The organism is Gilliamella sp. wkB108 (assembly GCF_001690195.1).
Lineage (GTDB): Bacteria > Pseudomonadota > Gammaproteobacteria > Enterobacterales > Orbaceae > Gilliamella > Gilliamella apicola_L.
Map to the genome: position 1 here is coordinate 1 of NZ_LZGM01000008.1, position 20650 is coordinate 20650.

The 20650-nt window shown below is 35.1% G+C and carries 21 protein-coding genes; 16 read left to right on the forward strand and 5 right to left on the reverse strand.

Going from position 1 to position 20650, the window contains the following annotated elements; translation table 11 throughout:
- From A9G11_RS00500 to tsaB, 3 genes are all read left to right on the forward strand, one after another.
- A partial coding sequence (locus tag A9G11_RS00500) for a glycosyltransferase family 8 C-terminal domain-containing protein (RefSeq protein ID WP_218055996.1) occupies positions 1–267 on the forward strand: 267 nt, incomplete at its 5' end.
- A 351-nt stretch (positions 268–618) separates the two neighbouring features.
- Positions 619–2523 (forward strand): ATP-dependent DNA helicase, encoded by a 1905-nt coding sequence (locus A9G11_RS00505; RefSeq protein WP_065617586.1) that lies wholly within the window; start codon positions 619–621, stop codon positions 2521–2523.
- A gap of 31 nt (positions 2524–2554) precedes the next feature.
- Positions 2555–3235 (forward strand): tRNA (adenosine(37)-N6)-threonylcarbamoyltransferase complex dimerization subunit type 1 TsaB, encoded by a 681-nt coding sequence (gene tsaB, locus A9G11_RS00510; RefSeq protein ID WP_065617587.1) that lies wholly within the window; start codon positions 2555–2557, stop codon positions 3233–3235.
- 74 nt (positions 3236–3309) lie between these two features.
- Here the strand turns inward: tsaB and A9G11_RS00515 are convergent, their stop codons facing one another.
- Positions 3310–3576, reverse strand: a complete 267-nt coding sequence (locus A9G11_RS00515) for a GrxA family glutaredoxin (protein ID WP_065617588.1) — start codon at positions 3574–3576, stop codon at positions 3310–3312.
- 468 nt (positions 3577–4044) lie between these two features.
- On the opposite strand from A9G11_RS00515, the gene A9G11_RS00520 reads away from it, so the two are divergent.
- The 4 genes from A9G11_RS00520 to A9G11_RS00535 all read left to right on the forward strand — a co-directional run bounded on the left by A9G11_RS00520 (position 4045) and on the right by A9G11_RS00535 (position 6939).
- Positions 4045–4734: a DUF2884 family protein gene (locus tag A9G11_RS00520; RefSeq protein ID WP_065617589.1), complete on the forward strand. Its 690-nt coding sequence runs from the start codon at positions 4045–4047 to the stop codon at positions 4732–4734.
- A gap of 60 nt (positions 4735–4794) precedes the next feature.
- Complete coding sequence (folD, locus tag A9G11_RS00525) at positions 4795–5649, forward strand: bifunctional methylenetetrahydrofolate dehydrogenase/methenyltetrahydrofolate cyclohydrolase FolD (RefSeq protein WP_065617590.1); 855 nt, start codon at positions 4795–4797, stop codon at positions 5647–5649.
- Between the two features lie 68 nt (positions 5650–5717).
- Positions 5718–6209 (forward strand): peptidylprolyl isomerase B, encoded by a 492-nt coding sequence (ppiB, locus tag A9G11_RS00530; RefSeq protein ID WP_065617591.1) that lies wholly within the window; start codon positions 5718–5720, stop codon positions 6207–6209.
- Positions 6202–6939, forward strand: a complete 738-nt coding sequence (locus A9G11_RS00535; protein ID WP_065617592.1) for a UDP-2,3-diacylglucosamine diphosphatase — start codon at positions 6202–6204, stop codon at positions 6937–6939. Before ppiB ends, A9G11_RS00535 begins: the two co-directional genes overlap by 8 nt.
- Here A9G11_RS00535 and modC read toward each other — a convergent pair.
- The 3 genes from modC to modA are packed head-to-tail and all read right to left on the reverse strand — an operon-like array spanning position 6918 to position 9059.
- Positions 6918–7598 (reverse strand): molybdenum ABC transporter ATP-binding protein, encoded by a 681-nt coding sequence (gene modC / locus A9G11_RS00540; protein ID WP_065617593.1) that lies wholly within the window; start codon positions 7596–7598, stop codon positions 6918–6920. The two genes, A9G11_RS00535 and modC, sit on opposite strands and share 22 nt — an antisense overlap.
- Positions 7599–7604: 6 nt before the next feature.
- Entirely contained in the window at positions 7605–8294 is a 690-nt protein-coding gene (gene modB, locus A9G11_RS00545) for a molybdate ABC transporter permease subunit (RefSeq protein WP_065617594.1), read from the reverse strand.
- Positions 8295–8306: 12 nt separating this feature from the next.
- Positions 8307–9059 carry a molybdate ABC transporter substrate-binding protein gene (gene modA, locus A9G11_RS00550; RefSeq protein WP_065617595.1) on the reverse strand — a complete coding sequence of 251 codons (753 nt, stop codon included), beginning with the start codon at positions 9057–9059 and terminating at the stop codon, positions 8307–8309.
- A 431-nt stretch (positions 9060–9490) separates the two neighbouring features.
- On the opposite strand from modA, the gene A9G11_RS00555 reads away from it, so the two are divergent.
- The 9 genes from A9G11_RS00555 (at position 9491) to amtB (ending at position 19915) form a co-directional block, all read left to right on the forward strand.
- Entirely contained in the window at positions 9491–10267 is a 777-nt protein-coding gene (locus A9G11_RS00555; RefSeq protein WP_065617596.1) for a TOBE domain-containing protein, read from the forward strand.
- A gap of 10 nt (positions 10268–10277) precedes the next feature.
- On the forward strand, positions 10278–11744 hold the full coding sequence (modF, locus tag A9G11_RS00560) for a molybdate ABC transporter ATP-binding protein ModF (RefSeq protein WP_065617597.1): 1467 nt from the start codon (positions 10278–10280) through the stop codon (positions 11742–11744).
- 395 nt (positions 11745–12139) lie between these two features.
- Positions 12140–14143, forward strand: coding sequence for an excinuclease ABC subunit UvrB (gene uvrB / locus A9G11_RS00565; protein WP_065617598.1), 2004 nt, complete (start codon positions 12140–12142; stop codon positions 14141–14143).
- Between the two features lie 25 nt (positions 14144–14168).
- Entirely contained in the window at positions 14169–14519 is a 351-nt protein-coding gene (locus A9G11_RS00570) for a RidA family protein (RefSeq protein WP_065617599.1), read from the forward strand.
- Positions 14520–14794: 275 nt separating this feature from the next.
- The gene (gene purE / locus A9G11_RS00575; RefSeq protein ID WP_065617600.1) at positions 14795–15295 is read left to right on the forward strand and encodes a 5-(carboxyamino)imidazole ribonucleotide mutase; all 501 of its coding nucleotides are present in this window, start codon (positions 14795–14797) and stop codon (positions 15293–15295) included.
- 1 nt (position 15296) lies between these two features.
- Entirely contained in the window at positions 15297–16367 is a 1071-nt protein-coding gene (gene purK / locus A9G11_RS00580; protein WP_065617601.1) for a 5-(carboxyamino)imidazole ribonucleotide synthase, read from the forward strand.
- A gap of 43 nt (positions 16368–16410) precedes the next feature.
- Entirely contained in the window at positions 16411–17898 is a 1488-nt protein-coding gene (dgt, locus tag A9G11_RS00585) for a dGTPase (protein WP_065617602.1), read from the forward strand.
- Between the two features lie 377 nt (positions 17899–18275).
- A complete protein-coding gene (gene glnK, locus A9G11_RS00590) occupies positions 18276–18614 on the forward strand; it encodes a P-II family nitrogen regulator (RefSeq protein WP_065617603.1) in 339 nt (112 codons plus the stop codon).
- A gap of 20 nt (positions 18615–18634) precedes the next feature.
- Entirely contained in the window at positions 18635–19915 is a 1281-nt protein-coding gene (gene amtB, locus A9G11_RS00595; protein WP_081298361.1) for an ammonium transporter AmtB, read from the forward strand.
- Positions 19916–20039: 124 nt separating this feature from the next.
- Here the strand turns inward: amtB and A9G11_RS00600 are convergent, their stop codons facing one another.
- Entirely contained in the window at positions 20040–20519 is a 480-nt protein-coding gene (locus A9G11_RS00600) for a hypothetical protein (protein ID WP_065617604.1), read from the reverse strand.
- Between the last annotated feature and the right edge of the window lie 131 nt (positions 20520–20650).

The window sequence follows — 20650 nt, forward strand, 5'->3', positions numbered from 1 at the left end:
AATGGTAATGAAGATTCTAAAGTACCGTCAAATACTGTATTTATTCATTACATCACCAAAAATAAACCTTGGCATCAGCCTTATAAAACTAAATTATTTGATTATTATTTGGCTAAATCACCTTGGAAAGATGATGTCTTGCCTTTATATAATGACAAAAAAACTTCATCAATTCGCGCTTATTCAAAATTGATGTACAAAGAAAAAAGATACTTATTGTCAATTAAGCATTATTTGATTTATCTAAAAACTAAATTGTTAAAATAACATCAACTCTATTTAGTTGGTGTTATTTTTACTGGTTATCTGTTTTAGTACTCTTGTTCATTTTTTTTAAAATACTCGTTGAAGTGATTTTACTTCCCCCCTTGATAAATGAATATCAATCAAGTAAATAGACATGTTGTTGAGGGAAAGTATATTCTCATTTCTTTTTTTCTTGTTAATTGTTATATTAACGAGATTTTATGTTTGTTATTTTTTATACCAATTTAAAAAGTAAGTCCTCCTTTAAAATAAAGGCTATGTTTTCATACTGTTGTTTAATTTCTTAATTAGATTTTTTAGTTTATTAGTGTCTTGAATTTATCTTTTCTTTGTTTATTAGGTGTATTTTAAGTGATTGATGATTTTGCTGAAAATGGTTTGCTGGCTAAAACTATTGATGGATTTGTGGCTAGAGATCCACAACGTAATATGGCAAGTAAAGTATCAGAATCAATACAAAAGCAACAATCACTTGTTGTTGAAGCGGGAACAGGTACCGGTAAAACGTTTGCTTATTTAGTTCCTGCCTTGCGTAGTGATAAGAAAGTCATTATTTCAACCGGATCTAAAAATCTTCAAGAACAGCTATTTAGTAAAGATCTACCGATTATTAAAAAAGCATTAAATTTTACAGGTAAAATAGCATTGCTTAAAGGGCGTGCTAATTATCTTTGTTTAGATAGATTGTATCATCAATATGCCGCAGCCGGAGATTTGGATAAGGATTTACGTGTCGAATTAGCGCGAGTGAAGAACTGGTCAATTAAAACTAAAGATGGTGATATAAGTAAATGTACAACGGTTACCGAAGATAATGCCATTTGGCCAATATTAACCAGCACAAATGATAGTTGTCTTGGTAGTGAATGCGAACATTATAATGATTGCTATGTAGTTAAAGCCAGAAAGCGAGCTTTAAATGCAGATGTGGTTGTGGTAAATCATCATCTATTTTTAGCTGATGTGGTGGTAAAAGACACGGGATTTGGGGAACTCATTCCGAAAGCTGAAGTGATGATTTTTGATGAAGCTCATCAACTTCCTGATTTAGCTTGCCATTATTTTGGTCAACAATTAAGTAGTAGGCAGCTATTTGATCTCGCCAAAGAGATTAATCTCTGTTATCGCACAGAGGTTAAAGATATGTCACAGTTACAACAATGCGCAGATAAGCTCCAAAAAAGCACTCAGGATTTACGTATTGTCATTAATCAACAAAATACAAAAGGTAATTTACGTTATTTATTTAATCAACAGTCAGTAAAACAAGAATTATCTTACCTTTTTGATGCGTTAAATTTTTGTCATGAAGTTTTATTATTGGCATCCGGACGTTCTTCAACACTTGATAACTGTTTCGAACGAGTAAATCAATATAATTCATTATTAAAAAAGTTGACTGAAACTAATGTTCCTGGGTTTAGTTATTGGTATGAAAGTACTTATAATTATTTTGTATTTGCACTAACACCACTATCTGTGGCAGATAAATTTACCGAACTCTTAAACGAACGTAAAGGGAGTTGGATTTTTACCTCTGCTACATTATCCGTTGATAATCATCTTGATTATTTTACTAAACGTTTAGGATTAACCAATGCTGAATCATTGATATTAGATAGTCCATTTGATTATTTACATCAAACGATTATGTGTGTACCTCGTTATATACCTTCACCTAATGAGCAAGGTAATGCAGAAAAATTAGTAGATATTTTACTGCCGGTTATTGAAGCGAATAAAGGTCGTTGTTTCTTTTTATGTACCTCATATGCCATGATGAACGCTTTAGCTAAACAGTTTCGCGAATTAACTAAATTACTGGTTTTAGTGCAAGGAGAAACAAGTAAAGTTAAATTGCTTGAACAATTTATACATAACGGAAATGCACTTTTAATTGCTACCAGTAGTTTTTGGGAAGGAATTGATGTAAGAGGAGACACCTTATCTTGTGTTATCATAGATAAACTACCCTTTACCTCGCCGGATGATCCATTAATTAAAGCTCGTATGGAGGATTGCCAAATGCAAGGAGGTGACGCATTTAATGAGGTACAATTACCGGAAGCTGTTATCACCTTGAAGCAAGGAGTAGGGCGATTAATTCGTCATCATAATGATCGTGGTGCGATTATTATTTGCGATAATCGTTTAGTGATGAGACCTTATGGAGCGACATTTATTAATAGCTTACCGCCATCACCAAGAACACGAGATATTAATAACGTTATCAATTTCCTGTTATCTAAAAGTTAACAGGGCAGATCATATATTTTTTGGAAAAAAGATGAGTACTATTTTAGCCATTGATACATCGACAGAAGCTTGTTCAGCAGCTTTGTTATATCGTAATGAAATCACTCATGATTTTGTGATTTCTGCTCGAGATCACACTAAACAAATTCTCCCCATGATTGATAAACTTCTCCAGCAATCAGATTGTTCCCTTCAACAAGTGGATGCTATTGCTTTTGGGCAAGGCCCCGGAAGTTTTACTGGTGTGCGAATTGGTATAGGTGTAGCACAAGGTTTAGCATTCGGAGCAGACAAGCCGATGATAGGTGTCTCAACATTAATGACATTAGCGCAAGGAGCATATCGTACCAAACAAGCAAGTAATGTAATTGCTACCATTGACGCCAGAATGAATGAAGTCTATTTAGGACAATATCAATTAAACAACAACCAATGGCATGCTATTTTTCCTGAGTGTGTTATTGCACCAGAAAAAGTCGTACAACAAGTGAAACTCGTTTCCCAAGATAACTATAGTGCTGGAACTGGTTGGCAAACTTATCCAAATATGCTTTCAGATATTAAACAAAGTGATATTTTATTACCTCATGCACAAGATCTTATCGTCATTGCTAATCAAAAATGGCAGAAGAATGAAACAGTTAATGTTGAAAAGGTAGAGCCAACTTATTTACGAAATGAAGTTACATGGAAAAAGTTGCCGGGTCGCTAATTGAGTATAGATTAATCCAAAAAATTATGCCACCGAGGGGTGGCATAATAATGATAACTTGTAAATTATTTTAATTAATCTTTATATAAACCTAAATGCTCTTTGGCATAAGCTTCAAAGTCGGTACAACCACCAATTGGTTTTTCATCAATGAATATTTGTGGAACAGTTTCTACAGGTTTACCCACACTTTTAGAAAGATCTTCTTTTGTGATACCTTCAGCATTAATATCCACATAACGGTAAGAAAAATCTTCACGTTCTTGCGATAATTTCTCTGCTAACTCTTTAGCTCTCGCGCAATAAGGACATCCTGAACGTCCAAAAATTACAGTATACATGCAATACCTCTCAGAATTTAGATTTAATGTTTAAAATACTATACTCAACTTTGATAGAAAAAAAGTAGATAATTGTATTTGCTAAAATAGATTATATCTATTGATTTAACTATTATAAAGTCAAGTCGCAAATATAGTGGATAAGTTTCTGTGATTTGTAATATTTTTGCACATTATGCACTGGGTTTATACTCAAACATAGGTTTAACCTGAAACATCTTTACATGCCAAGATTAAATTAGTTTTTTATTAAAATTTGCAATAGATATTAATGATTGAATTTTTTTGATAATAGGGTTTCAATGTTAATAAAAAAGAAAAGATAGCTAACAAATAGCGTGATTTGAGGATTAACAATCTAAAGAACCATATTGTTATATAGCTACATAACCTATAATTAAATGTTTTATTATGGATCTTTATGATGAGCAGTTATAATTCTATTTTGTTTATGATTTGGATATAAATATGTTAAAAACGTTGTTATTTATTTTATTACTAATCCCTATGTCACTTTTTGCATCTCATAAAGCGTGTCCAGTAAAACCAAGTTACGATATAGCAATAACAGAGGAAAATGTGCATATTTTTAATCCACAAGATGATTTAATCATTATGCCTAAAGGAATGGTAGTTTTAAATGGTAACTCAGTACCTCTTGATACTCAATTACAAAAACAGACGGAACAATTTCAAAAAGAGTTACGTAAACAATTACCACAACTTGAACAACAAGCCTCTAACCTTTTAGGTGAAGTTAAAGTTACATTTGATCAGGCGATAAAAACAAAATTAGGCGATGATAGCGAATTGCATAATCAATTAAACAAATTGTATAAAAGATTGGTAAAATTGTTGCATCGATCTATTTCGACAGAACAGGGCGAGACCCATTTTTATTATAAAAATTTCAATAATATCAGGCAAGAAGGTCAAGATATTGGTGAACGGATTTTTTATGATGTGGTAGGTAATAGTTTGCTGCAATTTGATTTATTTAAAAATTATGGTGCTATCAAACAAATCTCCAAAAACGAATGGAAGTCACAAAAGCCTAAATTAAAAACTTTTGATGCTCATCTCTGTTCGGTAATTACCGATATTGATAGGCAGTACCAACAAATCTTAACCGAACTCAATGCGGCAATAGACAAGTAAATAGACATTAATAAAAACTTTTGCGAAAATAACGTTTTAATTAGACATAAATGGAAGATCATGACTGCAAAAATAATTGATGGGAAAGTATTAGCACAACAAGTACGAAATGAAATTGCTAGTAAAGTGAAAGAACGCTTATCCAATGGACTATCGGTTCCTGGACTTGCTGTCATTCAAGTTGGCTCAGATCCTGCTTCAAAAATTTATGTCAGAAATAAGCAAAAGGCTTGTGATGATGTTGGTTTTGCCTCGTTTGCTTATGACTTCCCTTCGTCAACAACTGAAGAATTATTGAAATTAATTGATGAATTAAATTTACGCAGTGATGTTCATGGTATTTTAGTACAATTACCTTTACCTGATAATATAGATAAAACAAAAGTTCTTGAACGCATCGATCCTTGTAAGGATGTTGATGGATTTCACCCTTATAATATTGGGCATTTATTACAGCGTGACCCAATATTACGGCCGTGTACTCCCTATGGTGTAGTTAAAATGTTGCAGTCAACAGGAGTCAATCTTTCAGGATTAAATGCAACAGTTGTCGGCGCATCGAGTATTGTTGGACGGCCTATGGCGTTAGAACTACTATTATTAGGTTGTACCACAACCATTACCCATAGTCGAACAGTCGATTTAGCTAAACATGTCAGTAATGCTGATATTGTTGTTGCTGGCGTGGGCATCCCTAATTATGTTAAAGGTGAATGGATAAAACCTGGCGCTATTGTAATCGATGTTGGAATTAATCGTCTACCAGATGGTAAACTTGTAGGTGATGTAGAATTCAATCTGGCCGCTGATCGCGCCGGATGGATAACCCCCGTACCAGGTGGTGTTGGTCCAATGACCGTTGCCATGTTAATGAGTAATACACTTGAAGCGTGTGAGAAGTTCAGTATTAAGTGAGATTTTTAACTCATTAACTTTTGGATCTATAGGTGCATTTTTGATAATAAGAGAATAAGGAACATTTTATGGTTATATTTCACACTACATTAGGTGATATTAAAATCAATACATTTGACGATAAAGCTCCAGAGACAGTCAAAAATTTTATTGAATATTGTAAAGAAGGTTTTTATAACAATACCGTTTTTCACCGAGTTATTAATAATTTCATGATTCAAGGTGGTGGCTTTGAACCTGGAATGAAACAGAAAAAGACCAAAGCGCCGATTAAAAATGAAGCTGACAATGGACTAAAAAATAATCGAGGTACTTTGGCTATGGCTCGCACCTCAGATCCCCACTCAGCAACTGCGCAATTTTTTATTAATGTTGTTGATAATGATTATTTAAACTATCGTTCAGCTGATGTTAATGGTTATGGTTATTGCGTTTTTGCAGAAGTCGTAGATGGACTTGACGTGGTTGATAAAATCAAATCAGTAAAAACTGGACGTAATGGCATGCATTCAGATGTTCCAGTTGAAGATGTTGTAATTAAGAGTGTAACGGTTGAGTAATCCACTTCGTTATTTTATTGCAGATATCCATTTAACAGACAATGAGCCTGTCATTACGGCAGGCTTATTATCTTTCTTAGAAACTTTGCCTGATAATTGTGAACTCTATATTTTAGGTGATCTGTTTGATTATTGGGTAGGGGATGACGTAAATTCTACTTTGCACCAACAAGTTGCTAGTGCATTACAATCTTTATCTCATCGACATATCAAAAAATATTTTGTTCATGGCAATCGAGATTTCTTATTGGGTGTGAAATATGCCAAATCCTGTGATATGACAATATTGACTGATATTAATTGTTTAGCTCAGCAAGATAAAAATATTGTTTTTCTGCATGGCGATTTATTGTGCAAGGATGATCCCCAATATCAACGATTCCGTAAAATTATGCATTGCAAATGGTTACAAAAACTCTTTTTAATATTACCTCTTTTTATCAGATTAAAGATTGCTAATAAATTGCGTAAAAAAAGTAGTGAGCATAACCGAATAAAGTCTGAGGCTATTATGGATGTCAATCAACAAGCAGTGGTTGACATGATGATTAAATACAATGCTGATACGATGATTCATGGGCATACCCATAAACCTGCAACGCATACCTTTTTAATCAAAACTGAGCCGGTAAAAAGAATTGTACTAGGTGCTTGGCACGAAGGTGTCTCATATATCAAACAAGAGTCTAATAGTTCAGATATTGTCCTTTACAGCCACTGTTTTAAATAATCACTTTGTAAAATTTGGTCTGTCTTTCCATAATCATAAAGTTTGCCTTGATCTAAAATTGCAACATTATCAGCGATACGTTTCACCTCATTAATATTATGGGTGACATAGATAATGGGTATTTTTAGTTCGTCAACCAAGCTATCAATGTAACATAATAGCTCTTTTTTACGAGGCATATCCAAAGCTGATAAAGGTTCGTCCATTAACAGCAATTTAGGGTTAGTTAACAACGCACGTCCAATCGCAACACGTTGTTTTTCACCACCCGATAACATAGCCGGATAGCGATTTAATAAAGGGCGAATATTAAGTACATCGACAATTTCATCAAACTTCGCCGGCAATTTATTTTTGGTACCATAGGTAAGATTTTTAATAACTTTATAGTGTGGAAAAAGTAAAGCATCTTGGAAAACAGTACCAATAAGGCGTTTCTCTGGCGGAATAAATATTTTTTTTGTGGTATCGACAAGAATTATATCATTGAGCGTGATATTACCTTCATCAGGTCTGATTAAGCCATTAATAAGATTAATTAGTGTCGATTTACCGGAACCTGAAACACCTAAAATGGCAGTGACACCCTGGCAGGTAATATCTTGGTTGAATTGAAATGAAAATGAAGCTAATTGTTTGCTTACCTGTAACTTTAACATAGATTATTACCCAGCCAGTTTACGCTTATGCCAACGGTTTAACATTTCGGATAAAAATAGTGCTACTAATGATAAAATAATTGAAATAATACAAAGTCGCATGGCTGCATGTTCACCGTCAGGCATTTGTAACAATGTATACATGGCAAGAGGCAATGTCCGTGTTTCACCTTGGATATTAGATACAAAAGTAATAGTTGCACCAAATTCCCCTAAACAGCGAGCAAATCCCAGAACAACACCCATTAAAATACCCGGAAAAGCTAACGGTAAGGTTATTGTAACAAATACCCGAAATTTATGAGCGCCAAGTGTACGAGCCACATTTTCCAAGCGAGTATCAATAGATTCAATAGCCAAACGGATAGATCGTACCATTAACGGAAAGGCAACCACGGCAGATGCCAAAGCTGCACCTTGCCAATTAAAACTAAAGCTAATATTAAAATAGCGCTCTAACCACTCACCTAAAAAACCACGTCTTCCCATGGTTAACAGTAATAAATAACCTAATACAACAGGCGGTAACACTAATGGTAGATGAACGATACTATCAAATAATGATTTACCAAAAAAATGACAACGCGCTAAAATCCAAGCGGTTAAAATGCCAATTGGTAGGCTAAATATGATTGCTACTCCAGCTATTTTTAAGCTAAGTAGCAATGTTTGCCATTCAAATTCAGTCAGTATCATATAACTTAACAATTACTTAGTTATAAATCCATATTTTTCAAAAATAGCTTTAGCTTGTGGTGATTTCAAGTATTGATAAAAGTCTTTACCTTCTGGTTTAAGTAAAGTAATAGGGTATTCAATGGATTTAAATGTATCGGCTGGAAAAGTACCAACAATTTTCACTTTATCACTAATTTTAGCGTCAGTGCTATAAACAATACCTAGAACGGCTTCATTACGTTCGACTAACATTAAAGCATCACGTACATTACTGGCTGGAGCAAAGTGTGGTGATAATTTATCAAATACGCCTAAATTAGTTAATGACTCCTTGGCATAAAGTCCAGCGGGGACATGTTCAGGATCGCCCACAGCTATTCTTTCACCTTTTGGTAAAATTGCATCCCAATTAGTGGTTGAATTGATCTCAACTTTATCTAATTTAGATTGTTTTGGTGCAATTAATACCAGCGCATTTTTGAGCAGATCTTCTTTGTCTTTAGCTAAGTTACGCTCAATAAGATAAGTCATCCATTTTTGATCAGCTGACATAAAAATAGCCGCTGGCGCCCCTTGTTCAATCTGTTTGGCTAACACAGAAGAAGAAGCGAATGAGAAAGTAACATCAGTATCTTTGTGTTCAGCTCTATAGGCAACACTTATATCTTGCATAGCATTAGTTAATGATGCAGCGGCAAAAACCGTAACTTTTTCGACTGCATTGGCACAATATGAAGATGCTATTGCTGAAATAGCAAATAAAATCCCAATAATTTTTTTCATTTTATTCCTCACAACATTAATCATGTTTGGTTCCATAATTGAAAGATAATCGATCGAAAATAGTATTTTGTTCGATTTTATCCCTCTATAAAAACCCGTCTGAGTATTATTTTAGACAGGTTAATTTAGATACTATAATAAACGTTCGTTATATAAAACACTATACATCGATGCTATCAAAATTAATCTATAAAGTACAATTAATCTTTAAATTTGAAATGATTTTTATACTTCAATTTGTATCTTTATATCTTATAATTTTCATCATTAATGACTAATGCAAAATTCTATAGAATTTACTAATATTTAGGTACACCTTTTGAATTTTGATAACAACTATTTTTACAAGTTTTGAAGGATCAAAAAAAAGCGACTACAATAAACTAATATATTGGTACAAACGAGATTTTAGTTTTAAAGGCAACAAAAGTATGTTTAACCCTGAAATTTTATTAACATTAAACTTAAATCAGCAACTTTTTACCGACCCTAGGCGGATCGCATTGCTAAAAGCTATCGAGCAAACAGGATCGTTAAGCCAAGCAGCCAAACAGATTAATATTAGCTATAAAACAGCATGGGATGCGATTAATGAGATAAATAAGTTAGCACCAAAACCTTTTTTAACAACCGCAATCGGTGGTAAAAATGGTGGTGGAACAAAACTCAGTGCTTATGCTGTACGATTTATACAGCTTTATGATCTATTAACTCAATTACAACTAAACGCTTTTAAAATATTAAATGATGACAAAGTACCACTTGATGATATTTTAAAAGCAACAGCGAAATTATCATTACAAACTAGTGCCAGAAACCAGCTATATGGTAGTGTGAAACAGATTAAGACTAACAATATTGCTGGATTTATCACCGTGAAATTGAGTGATGAGCAAACTGAACTAAAAGTTTATATTACCCAGCAAAGTGTTGAAAGGTTAAAACTAAGCGAAGATAAAACAGTCTTATTGTTAATTAAAGCGCCATTGATTGAATTAAATGAGACAAGTAATAACAATTTACTTGTTACAGTTGAAGAGATCACAACAGACGGTCAGTGGAGTGAAATAGCTTTTGTATTACCTTCAGGCATTAAGCTCTATGCTAGCAAACTAACAAGCGAAGTTGAACAATTAGCTTTAGCTGTTGGTAAACAAACGATTTTGTCCATTCACCCAGAAAACATTATTGTAGCTACATTAATTTAGCACAACGAGGATCTATATGTTAAAAATAGAAAATGCCCGCTATAAAATTAGCGATTATAAAGTTTTTATAATTGACTCATTAATAATTAATCAAGGCAATAGTGTTGCTTTTGTGGGGCGTAATGGTAGCGGTAAATCAATTTTAGTCAACATATTAGCTGGCGAACAACCCTTATTATCTGGAAATGTGATCAATGAATTTAAATCTATTGCTCACATCTCATTTGAACAGTTACAAAAACTCATTGATGATGAATGGAAACGTAATAACACCGATATGCTTAGTGAAGGAGAGGATGATACAGGTCTAACCACCGCGCAAATCATTCAAGAGAATCGAGTGGATGAGGTACTTTGCCAGCAACTAGCAGAACAATTTGGCATCGCTCACTTATTATCACGACGTTTTAAATACCTTTCAACGGGTGAAACTCGTAAAGCGCTGATTTGCCGAGTTTTAATGACGCAACCCGATTTACTAATCTTGGATGAACCTTTTGACGGATTAGATGTCTTATCAAGAGAAAATCTTGCAGAAAGACTCTCTTATCTGGCTAAACAAGGAATGACTATTGTATTAGTATTAAATCGTTTTAATGAGATCCCAGCCTTTGTTGAAAATATCGGTGTACTTGCTGATTGCCAGCTATTGAAAATTGGTAAAAAAGCAACAATATTAGATGATGCCACCATAAAACAGTTGGCTGATTTAGAAAATATCCAAAATATGGCATTACCTGAAGCTGACGAACCGCCAGTAGAGCTTGCTAATGAATTGGATCGAGTGATCTTAAATAATGGTTTTATTCGATACGATGATAAAGTTATTATTAATGGACTTAGCTGGCGAGTAAAAGCTAATCAAAATTGGCAAATTGTAGGTCCTAATGGCGCAGGGAAATCGACACTATTAAGCCTTATCACAGGAGATCACCCACAAGGTTATAGTAATGATTTAACCTTATTTGGGCGTAAACGAGGCTCAGGGGAAACGATTTGGGATATCAAGCGACACATTGGTTATGTAAGTAGTAGTTTGCATTTAGACTACCGAGTCAGTTCTAGCGTTAAAAATGTGTTATTATCAGGGTATTTTGATTCAATTGGTATTTATCAAGCAACCAGTGATAGACAAGATAAATTGGCTGATCAATGGTTACAATTACTAGGGTTACAAAAGCAAGCAAATGATCCTTTTCAATCTCTTTCGTGGGGACAACAACGATTAGTATTGATCGCAAGAGCTTTAGTGAAACATCCCACATTACTTATTTTAGACGAACCATTGCAAGGACTAGATCAACTAAATCGTGAATTGGTTAAACGTTGGATAGACCGTTTAATTAATGACGGACACACACAACTGCTATTTGTTTCTCATCATGCAGAGGATGCACCAAAATGCATCACTCATCGATTAACATTTGTGCCTGTGTTCGATCATAGCTATCAATATAAACTGGAACAGCTAAATTAATTTATTAGTTATTAACTATTAAATGTCATTTAAAAATAGAAAAAATCAATGAAAAAAAATTCTTTTTAGTGTCAAATTTTAGCCTTATTCTTGAAAAAGAGAGATAAAGACTATACTTATAGAGTTATCCCCGATGCCTGTGGATAACTCTGTGAGTAGTTTATTGAAAAGAGTCCTGATCGCAGTAACTATCAGGTTTTAGCTTGATTTGGTTACAACTTAATCGCGTTTGGATTTATTCAAATATATCAATAAGTTATTATAAATCAAGTTATCCTTTAAGTATCGAGTTTATCTGTTTTTATGTTAACTGAGCAAAAAATATAAGATTTTAAAAGGTCAAGTCCTTTTGGGGATAATTTTTATTAATAGGTAAAATATTAGGTTACGATGTAATGAAAAAATTTAAATTGTGTTCCGATTTTAAACCCGCTGGCGATCAACCAGAAGCGATAAAAAGGATCAATCAAAATCTTGATGACGGGATAGCGCATCAAACATTATTAGGCGTGACCGGATCAGGTAAAACATTTACTATGGCAAATGTGATTGCTAAACATAATCGCCCTACGATTATTTTAGCGCCTAATAAGACACTAGCTGCACAACTATATGGTGAAATGAAGGCATTTTTCCCGGAAAATGCGGTTGAATATTTTGTCTCTTATTATGACTACTATCAGCCGGAGTCTTATGTACCTTCGACTGACACGTTTATCGAAAAAGATGCCTCGATAAATGAACATATTGAACAGATGCGCTTATCAGCGACCAAATCACTTCTAGAACGACGTGACGTAGTCATAGTAGCTTCTGTATCGGCTATTTATGGTTTAGGTGCGCCTGAGACCTATATGTCGATGATTTTGCATTTAACCAAAGGTACGATCACTGATCAGCGATCGATTTTAACTCGCTTAGCTGAAATGCAATATATTCGTAATGAAATTGGATTTAGCCGTGGTACATTTAGAGTCAGAGGGGATGTGATAGATATTTTCCCTGCGGATTCTGATGAATTAGCTGTACGCGTTGAACTGTTTGATGATGAAGTTGAACGCATTGTTCTGTTTGATCCACTTACCGGAAATAGTGTAAATGAAGTATCGCGTATAACCATTTATCCAAAAACGCACTATGTTACACCAAGAAACATTATGGAAAATGCTATAGCTCAAATCAAACAAGAACTTAAAGAGCGTCAGAAAGTCTTATTAGACAATAATCGTCTTTTGGAGGAACAACGCCTTACTCAACGTACATTATTTGATATTGAGATGATGACCGAGCTAGGCTACTGTTCAGGTATAGAAAACTATTCACGCTTTTTAGCACAACGTAATCCGGGTGATCCACCGGCAACACTATTTGATTACTTACCTGCTGATGGTTTACTGTTTATTGACGAATCCCATGTAGCTATCCCACAATTAGGGGCAATGTACAATGGTGATCGTTCACGTAAGCTTAATTTGGTTGAATATGGTTTCCGATTACCTTCTGCACTGGACAATCGCCCGTTAAAGTTTGCAGAATTTGAAAATATTATGCCACAAACTATTTATGTTTCAGCCACACCAGCTAAATATGAGATTGAGAAATCAGGTGGTGAAATTATTGAACAGGTGGTTAGACCGACAGGACTGCTTGACCCGGTTTTAGAGGTTCGTCCTGTTGCTTCACAAGTAGATGATCTTCTGTCTGAAATTAAAATACGCATTAAGAATGATGAGCGAGTTTTGGTCACGACACTAACCAAACGAATGTCAGAAAATCTAACAGATTATTTGTCGGAACATAATATAAATGTTAGATATTTGCACTCGGATATCAACACCGTTGAACGTATGGAAATTATTCGTGATCTCCGTTTAGGTAAAGTTGATGTACTTGTGGGTATCAACTTATTGCGAGAAGGGTTAGATATACCTGAAGTATCATTGATAGCAATTTTAGACGCTGACCGTGAAGGTTTTTTACGTTCTGAAAGCTCATTAATTCAAACCGTAGGGCGCGCAGCGCGTAATGTAAATGGTAAAGCAATTTTATATGCAGATAAAATAACTCCTGCTATGCAAAAAACCATTGATGAAACAGCACGTCGTCGTAAAAAACAGGAAGATTTTAATATTGCACATGGTATAACCCCTAAATCGGTACGCAAAGAGATTAAAGATATTTTGGATGCTGGATTAAGCACCAAAAAAGCGACCGCTAAAGTACAAGCTTTTGAACCAGGTAAACCATATAATTATGTTTCAGTAAAAGAAGTGCAAGCAAGAGTTAAAGAGCTGGAAGCGATGATGTACGAAGCGGCACAAAATCTTGAATTTGAGAAAGCAGGGGTATTACGCGATGAAATAAAAAAATTGCGTGCAGATTTTATTAAAGTATCTTAGACAATCGATTATAAAAGGAAAAATGATGACTATAATTCGACTTGATCCGGAAGATCGCTGGTCAGAAGCGGTGATCCACAATAAGCTGATTTATTATACCAGTGTTCCAACAAACCTAGAGAATGATGCGTATAAACAAACTCAAAGCGCACTAGCTGAAATTGATAAAATTTTAGCCCGAGCCAATAGTAACAAAACGCGTATTTTAGAAGCGACCTTGTTTATTGCTAATAAACATGATTTTACAGCAATGAATCAAGCTTGGGATGAATGGGTCGCTAAAGGAAGCGCACCTACGCGGTGTACTGTTCAGGCTGGATTAATGAAAAAAGAGTATCTGGTTGAAATCAAAATTATTGCAGCAGTAAACCAGTAGTCGATCTTAGCCACGCCGATAATAATCGGCGTATTTAAAGCAAGCGATTTTAACTTATCTTCTAACCAATACTTCTAAATTAAGGAAAGGTTAAACCTTAACTTATTATCTTAAACGAATTAAATTCATCTGAAAGATTAGTATAAAACTGTTAAGTCAAACGATCAATATTGCCTATTAACCAATAGGCAATAACCACACCAGCTATCCCCATTATTCAAATTTTAGTGTATACTTTGCCCACATCGTATCTAAAAATATTTAGTCAACTCTCTATGCATACTCAACCTAAAATAGCCATTGTAATGGGTTCAAAAAGTGATTGGGCAACCATGCAACATGCTGCTGATGTGCTTGATACTTTAGCCATTACTTACCATGTCGAAATTGTTTCTGCTCACCGTACTCCCGATAAATTATTTCGATTTGCTGAAAATGCTAAGCAAAACGGTTTTGATGTGATCATCGCCGGTGCAGGTGGGGCAGCTCACTTACCGGGCATGCTAGCAGCAAAAACACTAATACCAGTGTTAGGCGTACCGATTCAAAGCGCAGCATTAAATGGCATTGATAGTCTTTATTCTATTGTTCAAATGCCGAAAGGCATACCAGTCGGTACACTTGCAATAGGTAAAGCAGGTGCGGCTAATGCGGCACTTCTGGCCACACAAATATTAGCACTACACGATAAAACAATTTATCAACGCTTGTCTTTATGGCGCTTGAGTCAAACTGATGAAGTTCTAAATAACCCCGATCCGAGAGTAGAAATATAACATGACATTTCAATCTGTATGTGTGCTAGGTAATGGTCAATTAGGGCGAATGCTCAGGCAAGCGGGAGAACCACTAGGTATTAACGTTTTTCCCGTAGGTACCGAAGTCGATCCAAATACAATACCTTATCAGCACTCTGTGATCACAGCCGAAATAGAACGCTGGCCGGACACACCTTTTACCCAACTATTAGCTAAACATCCCCATTTTATTAATCGAGAGGTATTTCCAATTATTGCCGATCGTTTAACACAAAAACAATTACTCGATGAACTTGGCTTGGCAACGGCAAAATGGTTTCCACTTAATCATCAAAAAGATTGGCCACAATTATTTGATCAGCTAGGTGATTTATTGATTGTTAAACGTCGTTGTGGTGGTTATGACGGGCGAGGGCAGTGGCGAATCGCTATCCAGAGTGATATCAATGTACCCGATGATCTCTATCAGCAAGCGATAGTGGAACAAGCCATTGCTTTTGATAAAGAGGTATCTTTAGTTGGTGCGCGTAATGCTAAAGGTGAAACCGTATTTTATCCGCTCACGCATAATTTACACCAAAATGGTATGTTGCAAATCAGTGTTGCATTACCTGAACAAAATCCATTACTACAGCAACAAGCTGAACAAATGTTATCAGCCATTATGCATAAACTTAATTATGTCGGTGTAATGGCAATGGAGTGTTTTGTAGTTGGTGATAAGTTGTTGATTAACGAACTAGCTCCACGTGTACATAATAGTGGTCACTGGACGCAAAATGGTGCTTCTATTAGCCAATTTGAACTCCATTTACGGGCAATTTTAGATTTACCTTTGCTTACTCCCGATGTGACCCAACCTGCTGTTATGGTCAATTTAATTGGCACAGAGTTAAACCAAAATTGGTTATCAATTGATTTAATTCACCTGCATTGGTATGAAAAAGAGGTAAGAGCGGGACGCAAAGTAGGACATTTAAATTTAACCCATTCGCAACCCGAAAAAATAGTAAAATCCTTAAATGCCTTAGTGTCACTATTACCTACTCACTACCAGACAGCTATAACATGGGCAAAACAGCAGTTATGACTATTTAGCATGTTTGCGTTTTTCAACCTCAAGGATTTGAACCATGATCAACTTTAACAATAAAATTAATTATCAACGTTATGCCAGCAAACAACGAGAAACATTATCTGATGAATATTCCGTGTTACGTTGTTTTGAAAGTGATCGTGGACGCATTTTAAACTCTGCTGCTATTAGGCGTTTACAGCAAAAAACACAAGTCTTTCCATTAGAGCGCAACTCGGTAGTAAGAACGCGTCTTACTCATTCAATGGAAGTACAGCAAGTAGGTCGTTATATTGTAAAAGAGATTGTGCATCGACTCAGTAAATCAGGACAATTAAAAACGGTAGGACTCGATAAATCAATCATGTCGATTGAAAGTATTGTTGAAATGGCCTGTTTAATGCATGATATTGGTAATCCTCCTTTTGGTCATTTTGGTGAGTCTGCGATTAACCACTGGTTTGTTGCACGTTTAGCTATCGGTAAACCTTCATTGTATTCTGTACTAGAATTAAAGGACGACGACGCACAATCTCTCAAAGATTTAAAACAAAAAATACGTCAAGATCTTTGTCATTTTGAAGGTAATGCACAAGCAATTCGTTTAGTTCACACGATTTTACGACTTAATTTGACCTATTCTCAAATAGCCTCAATTTTAAAATATACCAAACCGGCTTATTGGTCAGAACCTGTACCAACTGAATTTGACTATCTGATGAAAAAGCCGGGTTACTATTTATCAGAAGAGGTCTTTGTTAAAGAGCTATCTCATCAACTTGATATAAAACCGTTTCATCGTTATCCACTTACCTACATCATGGAGGCGGCTGACGATATCTCCTATTGTATTGCTGATCTTGAAGATGCAGTAGAAAAGAAGATTCTAACCATACAGCAGCTTTATACCTATTTAAGCCAAGCGTGGGGACCTTATAAAAAAGGTGACCTATTTGATGAAGTGGTAAACCGTCCTTATGATAATCTTAAAAAGAACAATTTTAAGGCAATCGGCATAGATCAGTTTTTTATGTATTTACGCGTCAATACCATTAGCAAACTTGTGCCTCATGCGGCAGAACGATTTCTTGAAAACATAGAAGAAATTTATCATGGCTCATTTAATCATGCATTACTTGAAGATCATGATGCTGAATATAAATTACTTAATATCTTCAAAACGGTTGGTTTTGAACATATATTTAATCATGAATCTGTTGAGAATTTGGAACTACAAGGTTATCGCATTATTAGCGGTTTACTGGATATTTATAGTCCTTTACTCAATTTATCAACAGATGATTTTTCTCAATTAGCTAAAACAGGTGATCTCAAACGTTACCCAATTGAAACCCGTTTATACCATAAACTCTCAGCGAAACACTGTGATGCTTATCAACAAGCCGTAGGAAAACTTGAATCAAGCAACCCGAGTTTTACTTGTCTGGAATTTTATTACCGTTGCCGCTTACTACAAGATTATATCAGTGGTATGACTGACCATTTTGCCTATGACGAATACCGTAAATTAATGGTTACATTCTGATTTGTTTTATATCGTCAAACTTATCAGGCACCAAAACAACGCATCTGCACAAAGGCAGTGCGCAACATCATCTTGAATTCAGCAATGATTTTATACTAAAACGTATAGTTAACCTGAAACATCTTTACATGACTATCTCAATAATAATTAATAGTAACCACGCTACAAAACCAAGCCAATTTTCTACAATAAAACAAGGTATATCACTACTATCTCTTAGTAAATCTATCATAAATAAACTCTTCTAACCGATGATAAAAACAATCAAGCCTCCCAGTTGAAAAAGAGAAACACGCTTTTAAAAAATAGTTAACATAAAAATTATGGCATGTGCTTTGCATTACTCTCTTTGTCTATCATAGAGATAAGGAGTCATGATGAAATTAGTCACTGTAATTATCAAACCGTTTAAATTAGAAGAAGTTAGAGAATCACTATCCAATATAGGGGTGACCGGTTTAACTGTAACTGAAGTGAAAGGCTTTGGTAGGCAAAAGGGGCATGCCGAGTTATATCGAGGTGCGGAATACAATGTCAACTTTCTCCCTAAAGTTAAAATTGAATTAGCGATTAGTGATGAACTGCTTGACGATGTCATTAGCACTATTACCAAAGCAGCCTATACCGGCAAAATAGGTGACGGCAAAATTTTTGTTACCTCATTAGAGCATGTAGTCCGTATTCGTACTGGCGAAACCGATGAATCAGCACTGTAATTATTAGTAAGGATATAACTATGTTAAAAAAACTCATTCTACCCTTAACTGTTTTACTTTCTAGCCCCGTTTTTGCTGAAGAAGTTACGCAAGTTGATAAAGCGGATAACGGATTTATGATGATCTGCACCGCACTGGTGTTATTTATGTCTGTTCCCGGTATTGCTCTTTTTTATGGCGGATTATTGCGAGCTAAAAATGTCTTATCCATGTTATCACAAGTATTGGTAACCTTTTCACTCATCGCTGTGTTATGGATAATTTATGGCTACACACTAGCTTTTGGTGAAGGAAATTGGTTTTTTGGAAATTTCAATCATATTCTATTAATTGGCATTGGTATTACTGATGTCTCAGGCTCTATTTATGAACTGATCTGGATCGCTTTTCAAGGATCGTTTGCTTGTATTACCTGTTGCTTAATTCCGGGTGCATTTGCTGAAAGAATTCGCTTTTCAGCAGTATTAATTTTTATGCTGATCTGGTTTACCTTCTCTTATATCCCAATGGCTCATATGGTATGGGGTGGGGGAATTTTAGGCGATGAAGGATCATTAGATTTTGCTGGCGGAACAGTAGTTCACATTAATGCCGCTGTTGCCGGATTAATGGGGGCTTACATGCTTAAAAATCGTATTGGTTTCAATCGTGAACCATTAAAACCTTTTAACTTACCTTTAGTCTATATTGGTGCAGCGATACTTTATATCGGATGGTTTGGATTTAATGCAGGTTCATCAACACATGCTGACGAAGTGGCCGGACTTGCTTTTATTAACACTGTGGCCGCAACTGCAGCTGCTGTTTTATCTTGGTCATTAACGGAATGGGTATTACGAGGTAAACCGTCTTGTCTAGGGGCCGCTTCAGGAGTCATTGCCGGTTTAGTCGGTGTTACGCCGGCCGCAGGTTTCGTTGGTGTTGGTGGAGCATTATTAATCGGCATTATTTGCGGTTTTGCTGGTGTTTGGGGCGTATCTTCACTCAAAAAAATCTTAAAAATTGATGATACTTGTGATGTATTTGGTGTACATGGGGTTTGTGGTATTGTCGGTTGCTTATTAACAGGTGTATTCACCTCCCAATCGTTAGGGGGCATTGGTTATCAAGACGGGATAAGCATGGCCTCTCAAGTGGGTATTCAAGCAATGAGTGTGGTAACCTGTGTTGTTTGGACTGCGGTAGTTGCTTTCATTGCCTATAAAATAGCAGATTTTTGTGTTGGTTTACGTGTCTGTGAAGAGCATGAACGCGAAGGTTTGGATATCAATAGCCATGGTGAAAGTGCATTTAATAGTTAAATTTAGTGATTAACCAAGCGATCAATTAATATAAAACAGAACATCAACTCAAATGATATACAGGGCATAACGCCCTGTATAAAAAGGCAATGACAAGTGCTAATTGAAAAATTTTCGCTTAAATTTAGTCATCCCATAGCATGATTGAATTACCTTCAACCAAAATCAATGGTGGTGCAAAAAGATGATCTTTGATTTTAGTCGGTAACGTACTGAAATCATTTAAATCAAGTTTTAAGTCAGGGTAAACTTGGGTGATCTCTTTCAAGCGTGTACCCAATAACTCCCTTATTTTATTTGATTCTTTATCCACGGCTATATCATCTTTTAACATTCCTATCTGTTTCTCATGATGTTCAGATTCAAATATTTCATGAAAAATAAATGAAAATCCGCGATTATTATTCATAGAATGATTTTTCGTGTACTCTTTTTCGGTATATTGTGAATGATGGAGTTTAAGTTTCTTAATACGCAAAGCGAAAATTTCATTCGTATGATCAGATAACTCTAATTCTTTATCCCAATAACTTAATGATTTTTGTTTAACTATTGCATCATTGCTTGGGACTAAGGTAAATAAAGGTTTTTTATATGTCGCCATTCTATAACTTCCTTTTTATTTTCAGGATAATAAGATAACAATATGTCTGACAATGAAAAAAACGGTTACTACTTTTTGTGAAGATATTTCAGAATTGTATGAAATTCACATTAAAAAACACTAAATTGTAA

Bases quoted from the DNA above. Each gene is read 5' to 3' on its own strand.
- tsaB (WP_065617587.1), top strand. From the start codon at position 2,555: ATGAGTACTATTTTAGCCATTGATACATCGACAGAAGCTTGTTCAGCA.
- A9G11_RS00515 (WP_065617588.1), bottom strand. From the start codon at position 3,576: ATGTATACTGTAATTTTTGGACGTTCAGGATGTCCTTATTGCGCGAGA.
- A9G11_RS00520 (WP_065617589.1), top strand. From the start codon at position 4,045: ATGTTAAAAACGTTGTTATTTATTTTATTACTAATCCCTATGTCACTT.
- folD (WP_065617590.1), top strand. From the start codon at position 4,795: ATGACTGCAAAAATAATTGATGGGAAAGTATTAGCACAACAAGTACGA.
- ppiB (WP_065617591.1), top strand. From the start codon at position 5,718: ATGGTTATATTTCACACTACATTAGGTGATATTAAAATCAATACATTT.
- modC (WP_065617593.1), bottom strand. From the start codon at position 7,598: ATGTTAAAGTTACAGGTAAGCAAACAATTAGCTTCATTTTCATTTCAA.
- modB (WP_065617594.1), bottom strand. From the start codon at position 8,294: ATGATACTGACTGAATTTGAATGGCAAACATTGCTACTTAGCTTAAAA.
- modA (WP_065617595.1), bottom strand. From the start codon at position 9,059: ATGAAAAAAATTATTGGGATTTTATTTGCTATTTCAGCAATAGCATCT.
- A9G11_RS00555 (WP_065617596.1), top strand. From the start codon at position 9,491: ATGTTTAACCCTGAAATTTTATTAACATTAAACTTAAATCAGCAACTT.
- uvrB (WP_065617598.1), top strand. From the start codon at position 12,140: ATGAAAAAATTTAAATTGTGTTCCGATTTTAAACCCGCTGGCGATCAA.
- A9G11_RS00570 (WP_065617599.1), top strand. From the start codon at position 14,169: ATGACTATAATTCGACTTGATCCGGAAGATCGCTGGTCAGAAGCGGTG.
- purE (WP_065617600.1), top strand. From the start codon at position 14,795: ATGCATACTCAACCTAAAATAGCCATTGTAATGGGTTCAAAAAGTGAT.
- purK (WP_065617601.1), top strand. From the start codon at position 15,297: ATGACATTTCAATCTGTATGTGTGCTAGGTAATGGTCAATTAGGGCGA.
- dgt (WP_065617602.1), top strand. From the start codon at position 16,411: ATGATCAACTTTAACAATAAAATTAATTATCAACGTTATGCCAGCAAA.
- glnK (WP_065617603.1), top strand. From the start codon at position 18,276: ATGAAATTAGTCACTGTAATTATCAAACCGTTTAAATTAGAAGAAGTT.
- amtB (WP_081298361.1), top strand. From the start codon at position 18,635: ATGTTAAAAAAACTCATTCTACCCTTAACTGTTTTACTTTCTAGCCCC.
- A9G11_RS00600 (WP_065617604.1), bottom strand. From the start codon at position 20,519: ATGGCGACATATAAAAAACCTTTATTTACCTTAGTCCCAAGCAATGAT.